Source organism: Vibrio sp. TH_r3, assembly GCF_033101115.1.
Lineage (GTDB): Bacteria > Pseudomonadota > Gammaproteobacteria > Enterobacterales > Vibrionaceae > Vibrio.
Genome location: NZ_JAWMPW010000014.1, coordinates 87,751 through 101,448, shown reverse-complemented (window position 1 = coordinate 101,448; position 13,698 = coordinate 87,751). Strand labels below are relative to the sequence as shown.

Sequence of the window (13,698 nt, the reverse complement as noted above, 5' to 3'; positions counted from 1 at the left end):
TCAAATAGCAAGCTATTTTCGTTTCCGCTCGACTTGCATGTGTTAAGCCTGCCGCCAGCGTTCAATCTGAGCCATGATCAAACTCTTCAATTTAAGATTTTGATGTGTTTTTCTTTCCTAAAAAAGAAAAACGGGTCTCAATGAATACTGACTTCAAATTGCCTTTACTGCTTGATAAAAACCAAGTCGTAAATGGTATTTAAAGTTCCTATCATTCCAACAGAATGATAGTTAAATAACTGTGCTCGATACTTAAGACGCGTTAACTTAAAAGCTAAAGTATCTGTGATCAAATTAGGTCACGTGGTTCATTGATACCGTTGTGATTGTATATCCTAAGATACAAAATCGTGTCGATTATCATCAACAAGTGCCCACACAGATTGATATAGGTTTAAATTGTTAAAGAGCGTTGCCGTTAGGCTGCTTGTGAGCTATCTCTCAAGCGGACGGCCATTTTAGCGATATAGCTTCTAGTGTCAAACACTTTTTGCTATTTATTTTCTTTCAAATTACTTTTTGCTTTTTTAAGTGATCTGAAACAAATAAAGAGAAATAAATTTCTCACAACTACTTAATAGTACCGACATTATCAGGTCATTTAGTTAGTAACTATTCCCTGACAACGGAGGCGCATTATAGGGAGAATTTACAGGAGCACAATAGCTACCGAATATTTTTTGCAAAAAAAACTATCGTTCGATTACTTTTCAATCAAAACGAATAAAAAAGGGACATAATCCCTTTTTTATTCTCTTAAATAGATTGTAATTACTAACTTTATTGATGCGCAATGATGCGATCTTTGTCTACTCGCAGTTGAACTTTCTTATCTGGATCTATTTTCCCAGCTAATATCGCTTTAGCGAGTGGATTTTCCACACTTTGTTGTATCGCTCTTTTGAGAGGTCTTGCTCCATAGACAGGATCAAACCCAACATGAGCAATTAATTCCAAAGCTTTTTCTGATACATCTAACTCATAACCGCTATCCGCCATACGATTCGCTAGCCTGCCTAATTGTATCCCAGCAATAGATTTGATGTGCTCTTGTTTCAACGGATGGAAAACAACAATTTCATCGACTCTATTTAAAAACTCAGGTCTGAAGTGCTGTGTCACTTCATTCATTACTTCTTGTTTGATCCCTTTATAATCTAATGTGCTAAAGTTGTCCTGGATTCTGTCAGAACCCAGATTAGATGTCATTATCACCACTGTATTTCGAAAATCTACTGTTCTACCTTGCCCGTCAGTTAAGCGACCATCATCAAGAACTTGTAGAAGAATATTGAACACGTCAGGATGCGCTTTTTCCACTTCATCAAGTAAAATAACAGAATACGGTTTTCTTCTTACTGCTTCGGTTAAATACCCCCCTTCTTCATACCCGACGTAACCAGGAGGAGCACCAACAAGGCGAGCAACAGAATGTTTCTCCATAAATTCGGACATGTCTATCCTAACGATGGCGTCTTCACTATCAAACATAAAGTTAGCGAGTGTTTTACATAGTTCTGTCTTACCTACCCCGGTTGGTCCCAAAAATAGGAAAGAACCAATAGGACGATTAGCATCAGATAAACCAGCCCTACTTCGACGAATAGCGTCAGACACTACATTAACCGCTTCTTCTTGGCCAATGACTCTGTTATGCAATACATCTTCCATGGAAAGCAGTTTACTTCGCTCGGCCTCTAGCATTTTTGATACTGGTATACCTGTTTGTCTCGAAAGTACTTCGGCTATCTCTTCATCCGTTACCTTATTTTTGAGTAAGGTCATTTCTTGCATTTCTGCTTGTGCGGCAAGATCAAGCTGTTTCTCTAGTTCTGGAATGCGCCCATATTGAAGTTCAGACATTCGGTTTAAGTCCCCAGCTCGTCGAGCAAAGTCCATATCCATTCTTGCCTGTTCTAATTCAGTTTTAATATGTTGAGTACCGGACAGCGCTGCTTTTTCTGCATTCCATACTTCTTCTAGTTCTGCGTATTCTCTTTCTTTTACGTCCAGCTCTTCGTTGATTGCTTTCAAGCGTTTTGAACTGGCTTCATCTATTTCGTTATTCAGTGCTTGTTGCTCTATTTTTAATTGAATTATTTTTCGCTCAAGTTTATCCAACGATTCAGGTTTTGAATCTATTTGCATTCGTATACTCGACGCTGCTTCATCGATTAAATCAATGGCTTTATCCGGTAGTTGTCTATCTGAAACATAACGATGTGATAACCTAGCCGCTGCGACTATAGCTGGATCCGTAATTTCGACATGATGATGAAGTTCATAACGCTCTTTTAAACCACGTAAGATAGCAATAGTGTCTTCAACGGTTGGTTCGTCTACTAATACTTTTTGAAAACGACGCTCTAAAGCAGGATCTTTTTCTAGATATTGACGATATTCATCAAGTGTTGTGGCACCGACACAATGAAGCTCACCTCTCGCCAATGCAGGTTTTAACATATTACCTGCATCCATAGATCCTTCGCCTTTACCCGCTCCAACCATAGTGTGAAGCTCATCAATAAAGAGGATTATATTGCCTTCTTCTTTTGATAGTTCGCTAAGAACCGATTTAAGTCGTTCTTCAAACTCACCTCTATATTTAGCGCCTGCCACTAAAGACCCCATATCTAGGGATAGAACTCTACGTCCTCGTAAACCTTCCGGCACTTCATTATTAATGATTCGCTGGGCTAGTCCTTCTACAATTGCCGTTTTACCTACCCCGGGTTCACCTATAATAACTGGGTTATTTTTGGTTCGGCGTTGTAATACTTGAATTGTTCGACGTATTTCATCATCACGGCCAATAACAGGATCGAGTTTGCCCTGTTCAGCTCGCTCAGTTAAATCAATGGTGAATTTTTCTAAAGCTTGTCTCTTTTCTTCTGCGTCGGGATCATCCACTTTTTGCCCTCCGCGAATTTTTTCAATAGCAGTCGATAACGTTTTTTCGGTAATACCTAATTCTTTAAGGAGTTGACCTAATGGTCCTTTATCTTCCAGAGCAGCAAGAAGGAAAACTTCGGATGAGATATAAGCATCTTGTCGTTTTTGTGCAATTTTGTCACACAAGTTAAATAAAAAGCCCATGCTATTAGACAACTGCACATCGCCACCAATACCACTAACTTTGGGCAAGCGTTCCATCATTTCAGATAATTTTGAACGCAATTGAACAATATCGACATCGATCATGGTAAGTAATGGGCGAATCGCACTGCCTTCTTGGTTCAGAAGTGAAACCATAAGGTGTACTGGTTCGATGTATTGGTGATCTCGTCCAAGGGCTAATGATTGAGCATCAGATATCGCGACTTGAAACTTGCTTGTGAATCTATCTAAACGCATAGCAGCCTCCAAAAAATAAATTCTCTACGCTAACAAGATGGATACAAGGAGGGCTTTTTTCAAGGGAGAGGAACGATGATAATGAAGAAAAATAAACTTATTCAATCCAAATAAACGTAGCTTGACGGCCAGTTACGCCATCTCTGCGATATGAATAAAATTTATCGCTATTTGCAAACGTACACATATTGCTGCTGAAAATACTCTCAACACCAACACTATTGAGTCGCTGTGTCGCTAACCTATTCATATCCGCTAGATATTTCCCATCACTTTTGATTCTAAAAGCTTCACTGGCAATAGGATCATGAGTAACAAAAACATCATATACATCTTGCCCTACTTCAAATACATTAGCACCAATTGCTGGTCCTAACCATGCGATCACTGGTTTAGTAAACTGTGTCGCTGCATTTTCTAAAATACCATTTGCCAAACCTCGCCAGCCAGCATGAACCGCGGCAACTGTCGAACCCTCAGTATCTGTCAACAATACAGGTAAACAATCAGCCGTCATCACCGTGCAAACAATATTGGATAGAGATGTCATGGCACCATCAGCATCAACAATATCGGTGGTCGAATCATCTAATTCGGTACTTTTATCTAAAGCTGAAAAGGCATCAAAATCTGCCACATAACTAGAATGAGTCTGATTGAGCCATATTTGCTTACTGGGAATAGCAGCATATTTATGTAGAAACTGACGATTCTTTGTAACAAGTAAAGGATCATCTTCAACATGCATACCTAAATTCAGTCCGCGGTATGCACCAGTCGAAATTCCCCCCAAACGAGTAGAGCTGTAAGCACGAATATTGTCAGGCACTATCCAGTTTGGGGTAATTAATTCCATTTATATATCGTACTCTTGGTTCTCTTTCATATCCGCTCGTAATGCTTCAGTCATAACAACCATATCCGTAGGGATCGGTGCATGAAACTCCATCTGTTCTTTGGTGACGGGGTGATCAAAACGTAGCATAGCGGCATGAAGTGCTTGACGATCAAATCCTCGAATCATTTGGGTGAGTTCTTCAGACGCGCCTTTAGGAATTCGCGCTCTGCCACCATAAGCAACATCACCTAACAACGGGTGTTGAAGATAAGACATATGAACACGGATCTGATGAGTTCGCCCTGTTTCTAAACGAAGACGCAATCGCGTGTGCTCACGAAAATGTTCCGCGACTCGGTAATGAGTAACCGCAGGTTTACCCAATTCAGCAACTGCCATTAAAGTTCGCTTAGTTGAATGACGTCCAATCGGTTTTTCAACCATGCCACCAGCCGTCATTTTACCAATAGCTATCGCTTCATATTCACGAGTAATTTTACGTTTTTGCAAAGCTCTAACTAAACGGGTTTGTGAAGGAACCGTTTTCGCCACTACCATCAAACCTGTTGTATCTTTATCTAAACGATGAACGATACCGGCTCTTGGTACTTGTGCAATATCAGGAAAGTGAAATAGCAAGGCATTTAGAATAGTGCCATCAGGAGTACCTGCTCCTGGATGAACAACCAAATCACGAGGTTTATTGATAACAATAATGTCATCATCTTCATAGACAATATTTAGCGGTATATCCTGAGCAAGCCAACGTTCTTCATCTTCAAGTTCACCCTGAATTATAATTTTTTCTCCTCCCATCACTTTGATGCGAGGTTTAGTTACCACTTCACCATCTACTTGAACTTTGCCATTCATCACCCATTCCTTTAAACGAGAACGAGAGAAATCAGAAAATAATTCTGCTATGGCTTGGTCCAATCGTTGACCAAGTTGGCTATCTTTTACTGTATCGGTTAATTCTATCTGCTGAGCCATATCGAACTTTTTTAAAAACTATGAGACTAATGCTCATGACTGTGAAAAAATGCGCTACTGCGTTCTACTGTATTTTGTAGTCAACTTATTATATAACGCTCAAATTTGGAAATATTCATCTGTTATAGTCATCATTCTATCCGTTATAGGATCAGAAGTAACGGAAGCAACCGTTTTTTTTAATTTAAGGAAAGAAAATCCTGACATGAATTACCGTACTTTATCGAGTTTACTGGCATTATCACTCCTTTTTGGCTGTTCAAGTAGTGACGAAATAGTTCCCGATGTACCTGCATCAGAACTTTATATTGATGCGCAAAGCTCTCTTCAGAGTGGCAACTGGTTAACCGCTATCGAAAAACTAGAAGCACTGGACTCGAGATACCCATTTGGCCCTTACTCAGAACAAGTGCAACTCGATTTAATCTTTGCTTATTACAAAAATGATGATCTCCCTCTCGCTCTTGCGACCATAGAAAGGTTTACTCGCTTAAATCCAACTCATAACCGAATGGATTGGGTACTGTACATGCGAGGACTTTCTCACATGGCACAAGATCAAAATTATATGCACAGCGTGTTAAATATTGACCGTTCTGATCGTGATCCAGAACCTGTCAAAGCAGCATTTACTGACTTCAAAAGGTTATTACAACGTTATCCAAATAGTGCTTTTTCTGCCGATTCACAAAAGCGCATGTACGCCCTAAAAAACCGACTCGCAAACTACGATTTAGCCAGTGCAGATTTTTATTTACGTAAAGAAGCATGGATTGCGGCGATTAATCGCTGCCAAGAATTGCAAAAGACCTATCCAGACACTAAAGCGGCTAGACAGTCACTAGAAATTCAGTTAGAAGCGTATCAGCAACTCGGGCTTACTGAGTCAGCAGAAAGGACAAAACAATTAATGGAACTAAATCCAGTGTAAAAAGATAGACATAAAAAACCGCTGAATACAGCGGTTTTTTTAACTTCAATTTTGACTGACCAGATCATCAACAACAAGCCTCGTATCAGGTCACATTTTAATATTGAACACAAATCCACCAGCAGTGGCTTACAGTTGAGCTAAAGCCCTAAAAATGTGTTTATTTCTAGTATGTTACTTCTTCCCACGTTATCGATTTTTTATAACATCACAAGTTTTATTATAGAATATTTGAGTTATATTTGTAGCAGATCACATTTAATGATCAATCATCAATACACTCTATTTACGGTGATCTAAATCACAATATTTTCTTACTAACAAGGTACTCTGAAATCATCCCATAAGGGAAGTTTCAGAGGAACATACTATATGAAAGTTAATATTACCGCTAAAAACCTAGAAATCACCTCTGCAATCCGTACGCATATAGAGTCCAAGTTTGAGAAACTTGAAAAATGGCAAGTAGATATTATTAGTTGCCAGACAGTAATAAGTGAACAACCGAACAAACAGATGAAATTTGAAGCCAGTATTACCGTCCCGAAAGGAAAACTAATCGCGTCTTCAAGCAATGAAGATTTATATAAAGCTATTATCGAAGTAGAGCAAAAGCTAGAACGGCAACTCAATAAATTGCGCCACAAACCCGAAGCTCGCAGAGCAAGCCATGCAGAAAAACTAGCAGAGCAAATTGAACCAAGTGAAGCGGATTAAATGAGGGCTTTTAAAATATCAATAGTATAGCGCCTTAATGGCGCTATTTTTTCCTTGACGGGTTTGTGTACCTTGCTTATGGTGTCAGTACACAGACAGGATTAATAATCTAATTATGACTCAATATCCGCTATTCTTTTTTGACTTTTTTTCATCTCTCTTTTTTATCGAACTTAATTGTAGAGGCTGATATCGTTTAAGAAAAGTAAGTTAAAAACGAATAGGAAGCCTCCCAGACGGGGGGCTTTTTTATAACCTAAATGGACTCACTTAGCATGACAGATAGTAAATATTCTCTTGATGAGATTCGAATTCGCCTAAATGATCTAGATGACCAACTTTTACAGTTGCTTTCAGAAAGGCGAACTCTGAGCATTGAAGTAGCAAAAAGTAAAATCGAAACATCAAAACCAGTAAGAGACGCTAAGAGAGAACAACAACTATTAGTTAAATTGATTGAAAATGGTAAAAACAAATACAACTTAGATGCTCAATATATTACTAAGCTGTTTCATAGCATTATTGAAGATTCGGTCCTACTCCAACAGTCTTATTTACAAAACCTAGCTAACCCGTCTCAAAGCCGAAAACCTCTTGCTAGAGTGGCTTTTTTAGGGTCAAAGGGCTCTTATTCACACTTGGCAAGTCGTGAATATTTTAGTCGTAAGAATACGGAACTGGTCGAGCTAAGTTGTGAACACTTTAAAGAAGTGACTAAAACAGTGGAATCAGGTCATGCTGATTTTGGCATGTTACCAATTGAAAATACTAGCTCAGGTTCCATCAATGAAGTTTATGATCTTCTGCAGCATACTACACTCTACATTGTTGGTGAGATAACCTTACCGATTGAACACTGCATTTTAGCCAACTCAGATATTAATATAGAAGATATTAAAACCCTCTATTCACACCCCCAACCCCATCAACAATGCAGTGAATTTTTGAGTCACTTAAAAGGGGTAGCATTAGAATCTTGCGCCAGTACTGCTGACGCAATGTTGAAAGTGAAAGAAATTGGAAATAATAATGTCGCGGCGATCGGTAATGCTTCTAGCGGAAAATTGTATGGATTACAGCCGATAAAAAATAATATTGCTAATCAAACTGAAAATCATACTCGGTTTATTTTGGTCGCCAGAAAACCAGTTGAAGTATCCATGCAGATACCGGCTAAAACCACCTTAATAATGTCGACATCACAAACCGCAGGTTCGTTAGTAGAAACCTTACTAGTACTACAACGTTACGGTATCAACATGACCAAACTAGAAAATCGACCGATCATGGGAAATCCATGGGAGGAGATGTTTTATGTCGATTTAGAAGCCCATCTGGATTCTACAGAGATGCAACAAGCCATAAGTGAATTAATCAAAATAACCCAACACCTTAAAGTTCTTGGTTGCTACCCAACTGAAAATGTAAAACCAACTCAAATAAAACTAACATAAGAATATATCATGAAAAAAGTTATCGTAGCTTCTCTTAACCCAGCCAAAATAAAGGCGGTACAAGCGGCTTTTTTGGATGTTTTTCCAGAGCAAAACTTTCAATTTGAAGGGGTTAGTGTTGATAGTGAAGTACCAGATCAACCCATGTCCGATCCAGAAACAAAATTAGGCGCTTTAAATCGAGTAAAAAATGCGAAAGCAGCAATTGCTAATGCTGATTTTTATGTTGGTTTAGAAGCAGGAAATGCAGCTGAATTTACCTTTGCTTGGATGATTATTGAATCATCTTGTCAGCGCGGTGAATCTCGATCTGCTAGTTTAATGTTACCTCCACTCGTATTAGAACAATTACAAACAGGTAAAGAACTAGGTCACGTTATGGATACGGTTTTTTGCACTGAAAATATAAAACAGAAAGGCGGAGCGATAGGGTTATTAACAAATCATCTGCTCACCAGAAGCTCTGTGTACCATCAAGCGCTTATACTTGCCCTAATTCCCTTTATGAATGAAGAACACTTCCCAAATAAAATCTAATTGGTGTTATACATGAGCACTCTCTAGTCAGGTGAACTAACAGAGCTAGATCCTTTTATAGCGATACAATTAAAAACGACGATTATTCTGTGTAATCAAAATAATCGTCGTTACAAAACAAAATCAGTAGATTATTTAATTAAAGTATTGTCATTTTCTAATGAATTTAACAATTCAAATAATACTTTCCGTTGTTGTTCTGAATGAGCTTTTAACTCATTAGATCCTCGAGTAATCGTTGCTAAACCAACCCCTAACATTTGACTTATCTGACGTTGCGATATTTCGCCTTTCAAAAGCTCATTAACAATGTTTACTCTCGCAATCAATGCTTCTCGTTCATCGGCTGTCATAAGAATGGTTAACAACATGTCATGTTGATCAGTCTCAGCAGCCGATTTAACTAATTTCATTACATGTTGCCAATCAGGTATATCAGAAGTTAACGACATTTATACATACTCACGTTGCAAAACAGAACCATCATTGTAAAGGGTTCTGCGCTAGATTGAATTAATATTTAATAGAAAGCTCATTAGAATGTAAAAAATCCCCCTCAACGTTTAAAATATCTCGATAGTATGTCTCAAACATCAAAATATTCTGGACATAACCTCGAGTTTCTCGAAATGGTATTGCTTCAATAAAAGCAAAAACGTCCAGTTGTTGATTGGCTCTTTTTCGCCATAATTTAACCCTATTAGGTCCAGCATTATAAGCGGCAAAAGCAAAAATACGGTTATTATCATATTGCTCTAAAAGCCCATTTAAGTACTGGCTGCCGATTTCAATATTTTTACTTACGTCATACAACTGACCACTTTCAGTATAATCAATCTTATATTTTTTCGCGGTATACTTCGCTGTAGTAGGCATTATTTGCATTATCCCTCTTGCACCAACTGGCGACCGAGCTTCCACGTCTAAAGCACTTTCTTGGCGAGCGATAGACATTAAAGTGATGGGATCGATATTGTGCTTATCAGCATAAAAATTAAACCACCACTGATGAGCAAGCGGAAAACGCAGTTCAGTGTTATCCCACATTTTTGCAGCAATAGTGGCTTTCACCGATAAATGATGCCAGTTATTATTTGCAGCATAAACCGCAAGCGCTTGCTGTTCTTCCTCGTTGACTTGCCCAAGTAACCAGTTCCATTCACTTTTTGCAGCAGTAATTTTATCTACTTCTATCAGTTCATTTATTCGCGTTAAACTAGATTGGTAAGGTTTCAAAATAGTAGTATCTGCTTTTTGTTTACTAATTTGATAACGCACAGGGGTATCTAATATTTGTGCCGCAGCGACACTATAAAAATTCCGCTGACCTAAAATAGATTGGAGTCTTGTAATACCTTGATTTCTTGCACCTAACTCTAGTTCTGTTCTCCCAAGCCAAAACTGCCAACGCAAAGAGTTCATTTCTTCTTCTGGCAATTGCTTAATCCATTCAGATATAGAAGGCCAGTTCGCTTCGCGGATAGCTAAACGTACCCTTTGTTCAATGGCTGACACATTAACTGATCTTTCTAATACTTGATCTCGCCAAACGGCTAAATATTGTTGATTGGTATTGATAAGACGAACCGCTAAGTAATCAGAAATACTTTGTTGCTCAAGCGGTGAAAATTGCTGCGCTTTAAAAACAATTGGTAATGCACGTTGTGCTAATGCAATATCTTTTCTGGCTAATTTTTTTAAGGCTATTGCAGATTTTTTTCGATTAAAATCTGTAGCAGGATACTTTTGTGAAAATTGAATAACGTTTTCAGGTTCTTTAGCCAACATCTTAATTTCATTAGCTTGCCTAACACTCTCTTGTTCAGATGGTATTTTGGCTAAATAGTTGAGCAAATTAATACTATTTTTTTCGTAACTTAATAACATTCTTCTTAGTACTAGATCATCGGTCCTCAATCCAGCTTGTTGCCATTCTTCGAACAAAATATCGCAGTTATCTGAAACACTTTTACCACTTAGCCAAAGTTTGGCCGCTCCTTGGAACGCTTTCTCTTTCTGTCCATTTTTTAGCTGCGCATAGTGGTAACTACACCGGTACTTCTCCATTCGAGGTTCATCAGGTTGAAATTGATAAAAGTTGGTCCAGTCGTGCTTTTTAATTAATGCATCTAAATATTTAGCTCTAATTCGATTAGAAAATGGTAGTTCACGATATTGTTCAATGAAATCTTCAACTTCTTGTGGCGTTTTATGATCAATTTCAAGCAAAAACTGTCTGTAATCCACATAAGGTGTTAAAGGATAATCGACTATTTTATCGCGAATTTTTAGGTATTCGTTTACCTTTTTATTATCTAAATAATCTTGTGCTTGCTGATAAATAATGCGTTGTTGATCGATAGAAGCTAACGCTGCTTGAGCGCCAGAAGAAAAACCCACTAAGGTGAATTCAACAGAAACAAGTGGTAGCACAGCAAAAACAAATTTTTTGAACTTATGCATTTGATTTACACATCCTTATTATAAAAAAACTATCCATGAATTGCAGATATGATAAATAGGTATACAGACTTAACGTGAAGAACCTGTTGCTCTCATGTTAGAAAACTATCAAGGATTTACGCAAGCTTTAATTTGTTAAATTATCTATCATTCTCAGAGGTAGAAAATTAAGTTAAAATACTTCCCACATTTTCTAAAACTGTAGGTAATATCGGCAATGGCTGAATACGTTTATACCATGTCACGGGTGAGTAAAGTTGTTCCACCTAAGCGCACAATATTAAAAGATATCTCTCTTAGTTTTTTTCCAGGTGCAAAAATCGGTGTTCTAGGCCTTAATGGCGCAGGTAAATCAACATTACTCCGGATCATGGCAGGTATCGATACCGATATTGACGGAGAAGCACGTGCTCAACCAGGATTAAACGTTGGCTACTTACCTCAAGAGCCTAAGCTAGATGAATCTAAAACCGTAAGAGAAGTGGTTGAAGAAGCGGTATCAGATGTAGCCGATGCACTTAAACGCATTGATCAAGTTTATGCGGCTTACGCTGAACCAGATGCAGATTTTGATGCTTTAGCTAAAGAACAAGGTGAACTGGAAGCATTGATACAAGCTAAAGATGGCCACAACCTAGAAAACGCACTTGAGCGTGCTGCTGATGCACTGCGTTTACCGGAGTGGGATGCAAAAATTGAGTTTCTTTCTGGTGGTGAAAGGCGTCGTGTTGCTATTTGCCGACTTTTATTAGAAAAACCAGATATGTTGCTACTGGATGAACCAACTAACCACTTAGATGCAGAATCGGTAGGATGGTTAGAACGTTTCTTAGTCGATTATAATGGAACCGTTGTAGCTATTACGCACGATCGTTATTTCCTCGACAATGCGGCTGGATGGATACTCGAACTTGACCGAGGAGAAGGTATCCCTTGGGAAGGCAACTATACTTCATGGTTAGAGCAAAAAGATGAGCGTCTGAAACAAGAGTCTGCCCAAGAAAATGCTCGTCAAAAAACCATTGAGAAAGAATTAGAATGGGTTCGTCAAAACCCTAAAGGTCGCCAAGCTAAATCAAAAGCACGAATGGCACGTTTTGAAGAGTTAAATAATACCGATCATCAAAAACGTAATGAGACCAATGAACTATTTATCCCACCAGGCGAGCGTTTGGGCGATAAAGTGATTGAAGTAAAAAATATAACCAAATCTTTTGGTGATCGAGTGCTTATCGACGATCTTTCCTTCAGTATGCCCAAAGGCGCCATTTTAGGCATCGTCGGGGCCAATGGTGCAGGTAAATCAACACTATTTAAAATGCTAAGTGGCACAGAGCAACCCGACTCTGGCAGTATTGAGCTTGGTGACACCGTTCATTTAGCCTCTGTTGATCAATTCCGAGACAGTATGGACGACAAAAAAACGGTGTTCCAAGAAATTTCTGAAGGTGCGGACATTATTAAGATCAATAACTTTGAAATTCCAGCACGTGCCTACTGCTCACGCTTTAATTTTAAAGGTAATGACCAACAAAAAATCATCGGTGAATTATCCGGTGGTGAGAGAAATCGTGTCCACTTGGCTAAGCTCCTAAAAACTGGTGGTAATGTATTACTACTCGATGAACCAACCAATGACCTTGATGTTGAAACTCTACGAGCGTTAGAAGAAGCATTATTAGAGTTTCCTGGTTGTGCTATGGTAATTTCGCATGACCGTTGGTTCTTAGACCGTATTGCTACACATATCCTTGATTACCGTGATGAAGGGCAGGTCAACTTTTATGAAGGTAACTATACTGAATATACTGAATGGTTAAAACAGACTCTAGGTGCACAAGCTGCAGAACCACATCGAATAAAATACAAACGCATTACTAAATAGCGAATTTGTATTTTAGCGCCAAGTGCCCCCCATTAGCATAAGTTAACTATGCTAATGGGGTAAGCCAAAGCCATAGATAAACAAACAACGTCAAGTATGAAGAGTTTTAACAGCTATATAGTCATTAATAATCTACATGAACATAAGAGAGGAAGTATGGATGAACGTCGACGTTTTTCTCGAATAGTCTATAACGTGCCTGCAAAATTACAGCAAGGTAAGAGTAGTATTAGCGGTTCAATAATTGACCTTTCACTACATGGATTACTACTAAACACATTAACTGAGTCAATTAATTCTTCACAATCTGTTGATATTACGTTTCACTTACCAGACAGTGATGTCGATATTTCTCTTCAAGCACAGGTAGTGGAAACCACTAATAGTTTCACAAGGGTCAGCATTGAACACATTGACATAGACAGTATTAGCCACCTAAAACGCTTAGTAGCGCTTAATGTGGGTGATGACCAACTTTTACATAGAGAGATTGAACAGTTATCTGATTTAGGTGTTCATTCTTAGT

The 13,698-nt window shown here is 38.4% G+C and carries 11 protein-coding genes, 1 rRNA gene and 1 other annotated feature; of the genes, 6 read left to right on the top strand and 6 right to left on the bottom strand.

What is annotated here, in order from left to right; translation table 11 throughout:
- The 4 genes from R3X26_RS12620 to rluD all read right to left on the bottom strand — a co-directional run.
- Positions 1-93 (bottom strand): 16S ribosomal RNA (locus tag R3X26_RS12620); the annotation flags it as partial.
- Between the two features lie 687 nt (positions 94-780).
- On the bottom strand, positions 781-3,354 hold the full coding sequence (clpB, locus tag R3X26_RS12615; protein ID WP_317717682.1) for an ATP-dependent chaperone ClpB: 2,574 nt from the start codon (positions 3,352-3,354) through the stop codon (positions 781-783).
- Positions 3,355-3,451: 97 nt separating this feature from the next.
- Positions 3,452-4,210 carry a peptidoglycan editing factor PgeF gene (pgeF, locus tag R3X26_RS12610; RefSeq protein ID WP_317717681.1) on the bottom strand — a complete coding sequence of 253 codons (759 nt, stop codon included), beginning with the start codon at positions 4,208-4,210 and terminating at the stop codon, positions 3,452-3,454.
- A complete protein-coding gene (gene rluD, locus R3X26_RS12605; RefSeq protein ID WP_317717680.1) occupies positions 4,211-5,185 on the bottom strand; it encodes a 23S rRNA pseudouridine(1911/1915/1917) synthase RluD in 975 nt (324 codons plus the stop codon).
- Positions 5,186-5,390: 205 nt separating this feature from the next.
- On the opposite strand from rluD, the gene R3X26_RS12600 reads away from it, so the two are divergent.
- The 4 genes from R3X26_RS12600 to yjjX all read left to right on the top strand — a co-directional run bounded on the left by R3X26_RS12600 (position 5,391) and on the right by yjjX (position 8,824).
- Positions 5,391-6,116: an outer membrane protein assembly factor BamD gene (locus R3X26_RS12600; RefSeq protein WP_317717679.1), complete on the top strand. Its 726-nt coding sequence runs from the start codon at positions 5,391-5,393 to the stop codon at positions 6,114-6,116.
- A 372-nt stretch (positions 6,117-6,488) separates the two neighbouring features.
- The gene (gene hpf / locus R3X26_RS12595) at positions 6,489-6,833 is read left to right on the top strand and encodes a ribosome hibernation-promoting factor, HPF/YfiA family (RefSeq protein ID WP_317717678.1); all 345 of its coding nucleotides are present in this window, start codon (positions 6,489-6,491) and stop codon (positions 6,831-6,833) included.
- A 117-nt stretch (positions 6,834-6,950) separates the two neighbouring features.
- Positions 6,951-7,087, top strand: a sequence feature (Phe leader region).
- A 21-nt stretch (positions 7,088-7,108) separates the two neighbouring features.
- Complete coding sequence (gene pheA / locus R3X26_RS12590; protein WP_317717677.1) at positions 7,109-8,287, top strand: prephenate dehydratase; 1,179 nt, start codon at positions 7,109-7,111, stop codon at positions 8,285-8,287.
- A 9-nt stretch (positions 8,288-8,296) separates the two neighbouring features.
- Positions 8,297-8,824, top strand: coding sequence for an inosine/xanthosine triphosphatase (yjjX, locus tag R3X26_RS12585; RefSeq protein WP_317717676.1), 528 nt, complete (start codon positions 8,297-8,299; stop codon positions 8,822-8,824).
- A 131-nt stretch (positions 8,825-8,955) separates the two neighbouring features.
- Here yjjX and trpR read toward each other — a convergent pair whose 3' ends face one another.
- Complete coding sequence (gene trpR / locus R3X26_RS12580; protein ID WP_317717675.1) at positions 8,956-9,276, bottom strand: trp operon repressor; 321 nt, start codon at positions 9,274-9,276, stop codon at positions 8,956-8,958.
- Positions 9,277-9,337: 61 nt separating this feature from the next.
- Positions 9,338-11,287 carry a murein transglycosylase gene (gene sltY / locus R3X26_RS12575; RefSeq protein WP_317717674.1) on the bottom strand — a complete coding sequence of 650 codons (1,950 nt, stop codon included), beginning with the start codon at positions 11,285-11,287 and terminating at the stop codon, positions 9,338-9,340.
- 217 nt (positions 11,288-11,504) lie between these two features.
- Here sltY and ettA point away from each other — a divergent pair, with 217 nt between their 5' ends.
- Both ettA and R3X26_RS12565 read left to right on the top strand, forming a co-directional pair.
- On the top strand, positions 11,505-13,172 hold the full coding sequence (gene ettA / locus R3X26_RS12570; protein WP_317717673.1) for an energy-dependent translational throttle protein EttA: 1,668 nt from the start codon (positions 11,505-11,507) through the stop codon (positions 13,170-13,172).
- Between the two features lie 156 nt (positions 13,173-13,328).
- On the top strand, positions 13,329-13,697 hold the full coding sequence (locus tag R3X26_RS12565) for a PilZ domain-containing protein (RefSeq protein WP_317717672.1): 369 nt from the start codon (positions 13,329-13,331) through the stop codon (positions 13,695-13,697).
- Position 13,698 lies beyond the last annotated feature (1 nt).

Excerpts from the sequence above, each read along its gene's own strand:
- clpB (WP_317717682.1), bottom strand. The coding sequence starts at position 3,354 with ATGCGTTTAGATAGATTCACAAGCAAGTTTCAAGTCGCGATATCTGAT.
- pgeF (WP_317717681.1), bottom strand. The coding sequence starts at position 4,210 with ATGGAATTAATTACCCCAAACTGGATAGTGCCTGACAATATTCGTGCT.
- rluD (WP_317717680.1), bottom strand. The coding sequence starts at position 5,185 with ATGGCTCAGCAGATAGAATTAACCGATACAGTAAAAGATAGCCAACTT.
- R3X26_RS12600 (WP_317717679.1), top strand. The coding sequence starts at position 5,391 with ATGAATTACCGTACTTTATCGAGTTTACTGGCATTATCACTCCTTTTT.
- hpf (WP_317717678.1), top strand. The coding sequence starts at position 6,489 with ATGAAAGTTAATATTACCGCTAAAAACCTAGAAATCACCTCTGCAATC.
- pheA (WP_317717677.1), top strand. The coding sequence starts at position 7,109 with ATGACAGATAGTAAATATTCTCTTGATGAGATTCGAATTCGCCTAAAT.
- yjjX (WP_317717676.1), top strand. The coding sequence starts at position 8,297 with ATGAAAAAAGTTATCGTAGCTTCTCTTAACCCAGCCAAAATAAAGGCG.
- trpR (WP_317717675.1), bottom strand. The coding sequence starts at position 9,276 with ATGTCGTTAACTTCTGATATACCTGATTGGCAACATGTAATGAAATTA.
- sltY (WP_317717674.1), bottom strand. The coding sequence starts at position 11,287 with ATGCATAAGTTCAAAAAATTTGTTTTTGCTGTGCTACCACTTGTTTCT.
- ettA (WP_317717673.1), top strand. The coding sequence starts at position 11,505 with ATGGCTGAATACGTTTATACCATGTCACGGGTGAGTAAAGTTGTTCCA.
- R3X26_RS12565 (WP_317717672.1), top strand. The coding sequence starts at position 13,329 with ATGGATGAACGTCGACGTTTTTCTCGAATAGTCTATAACGTGCCTGCA.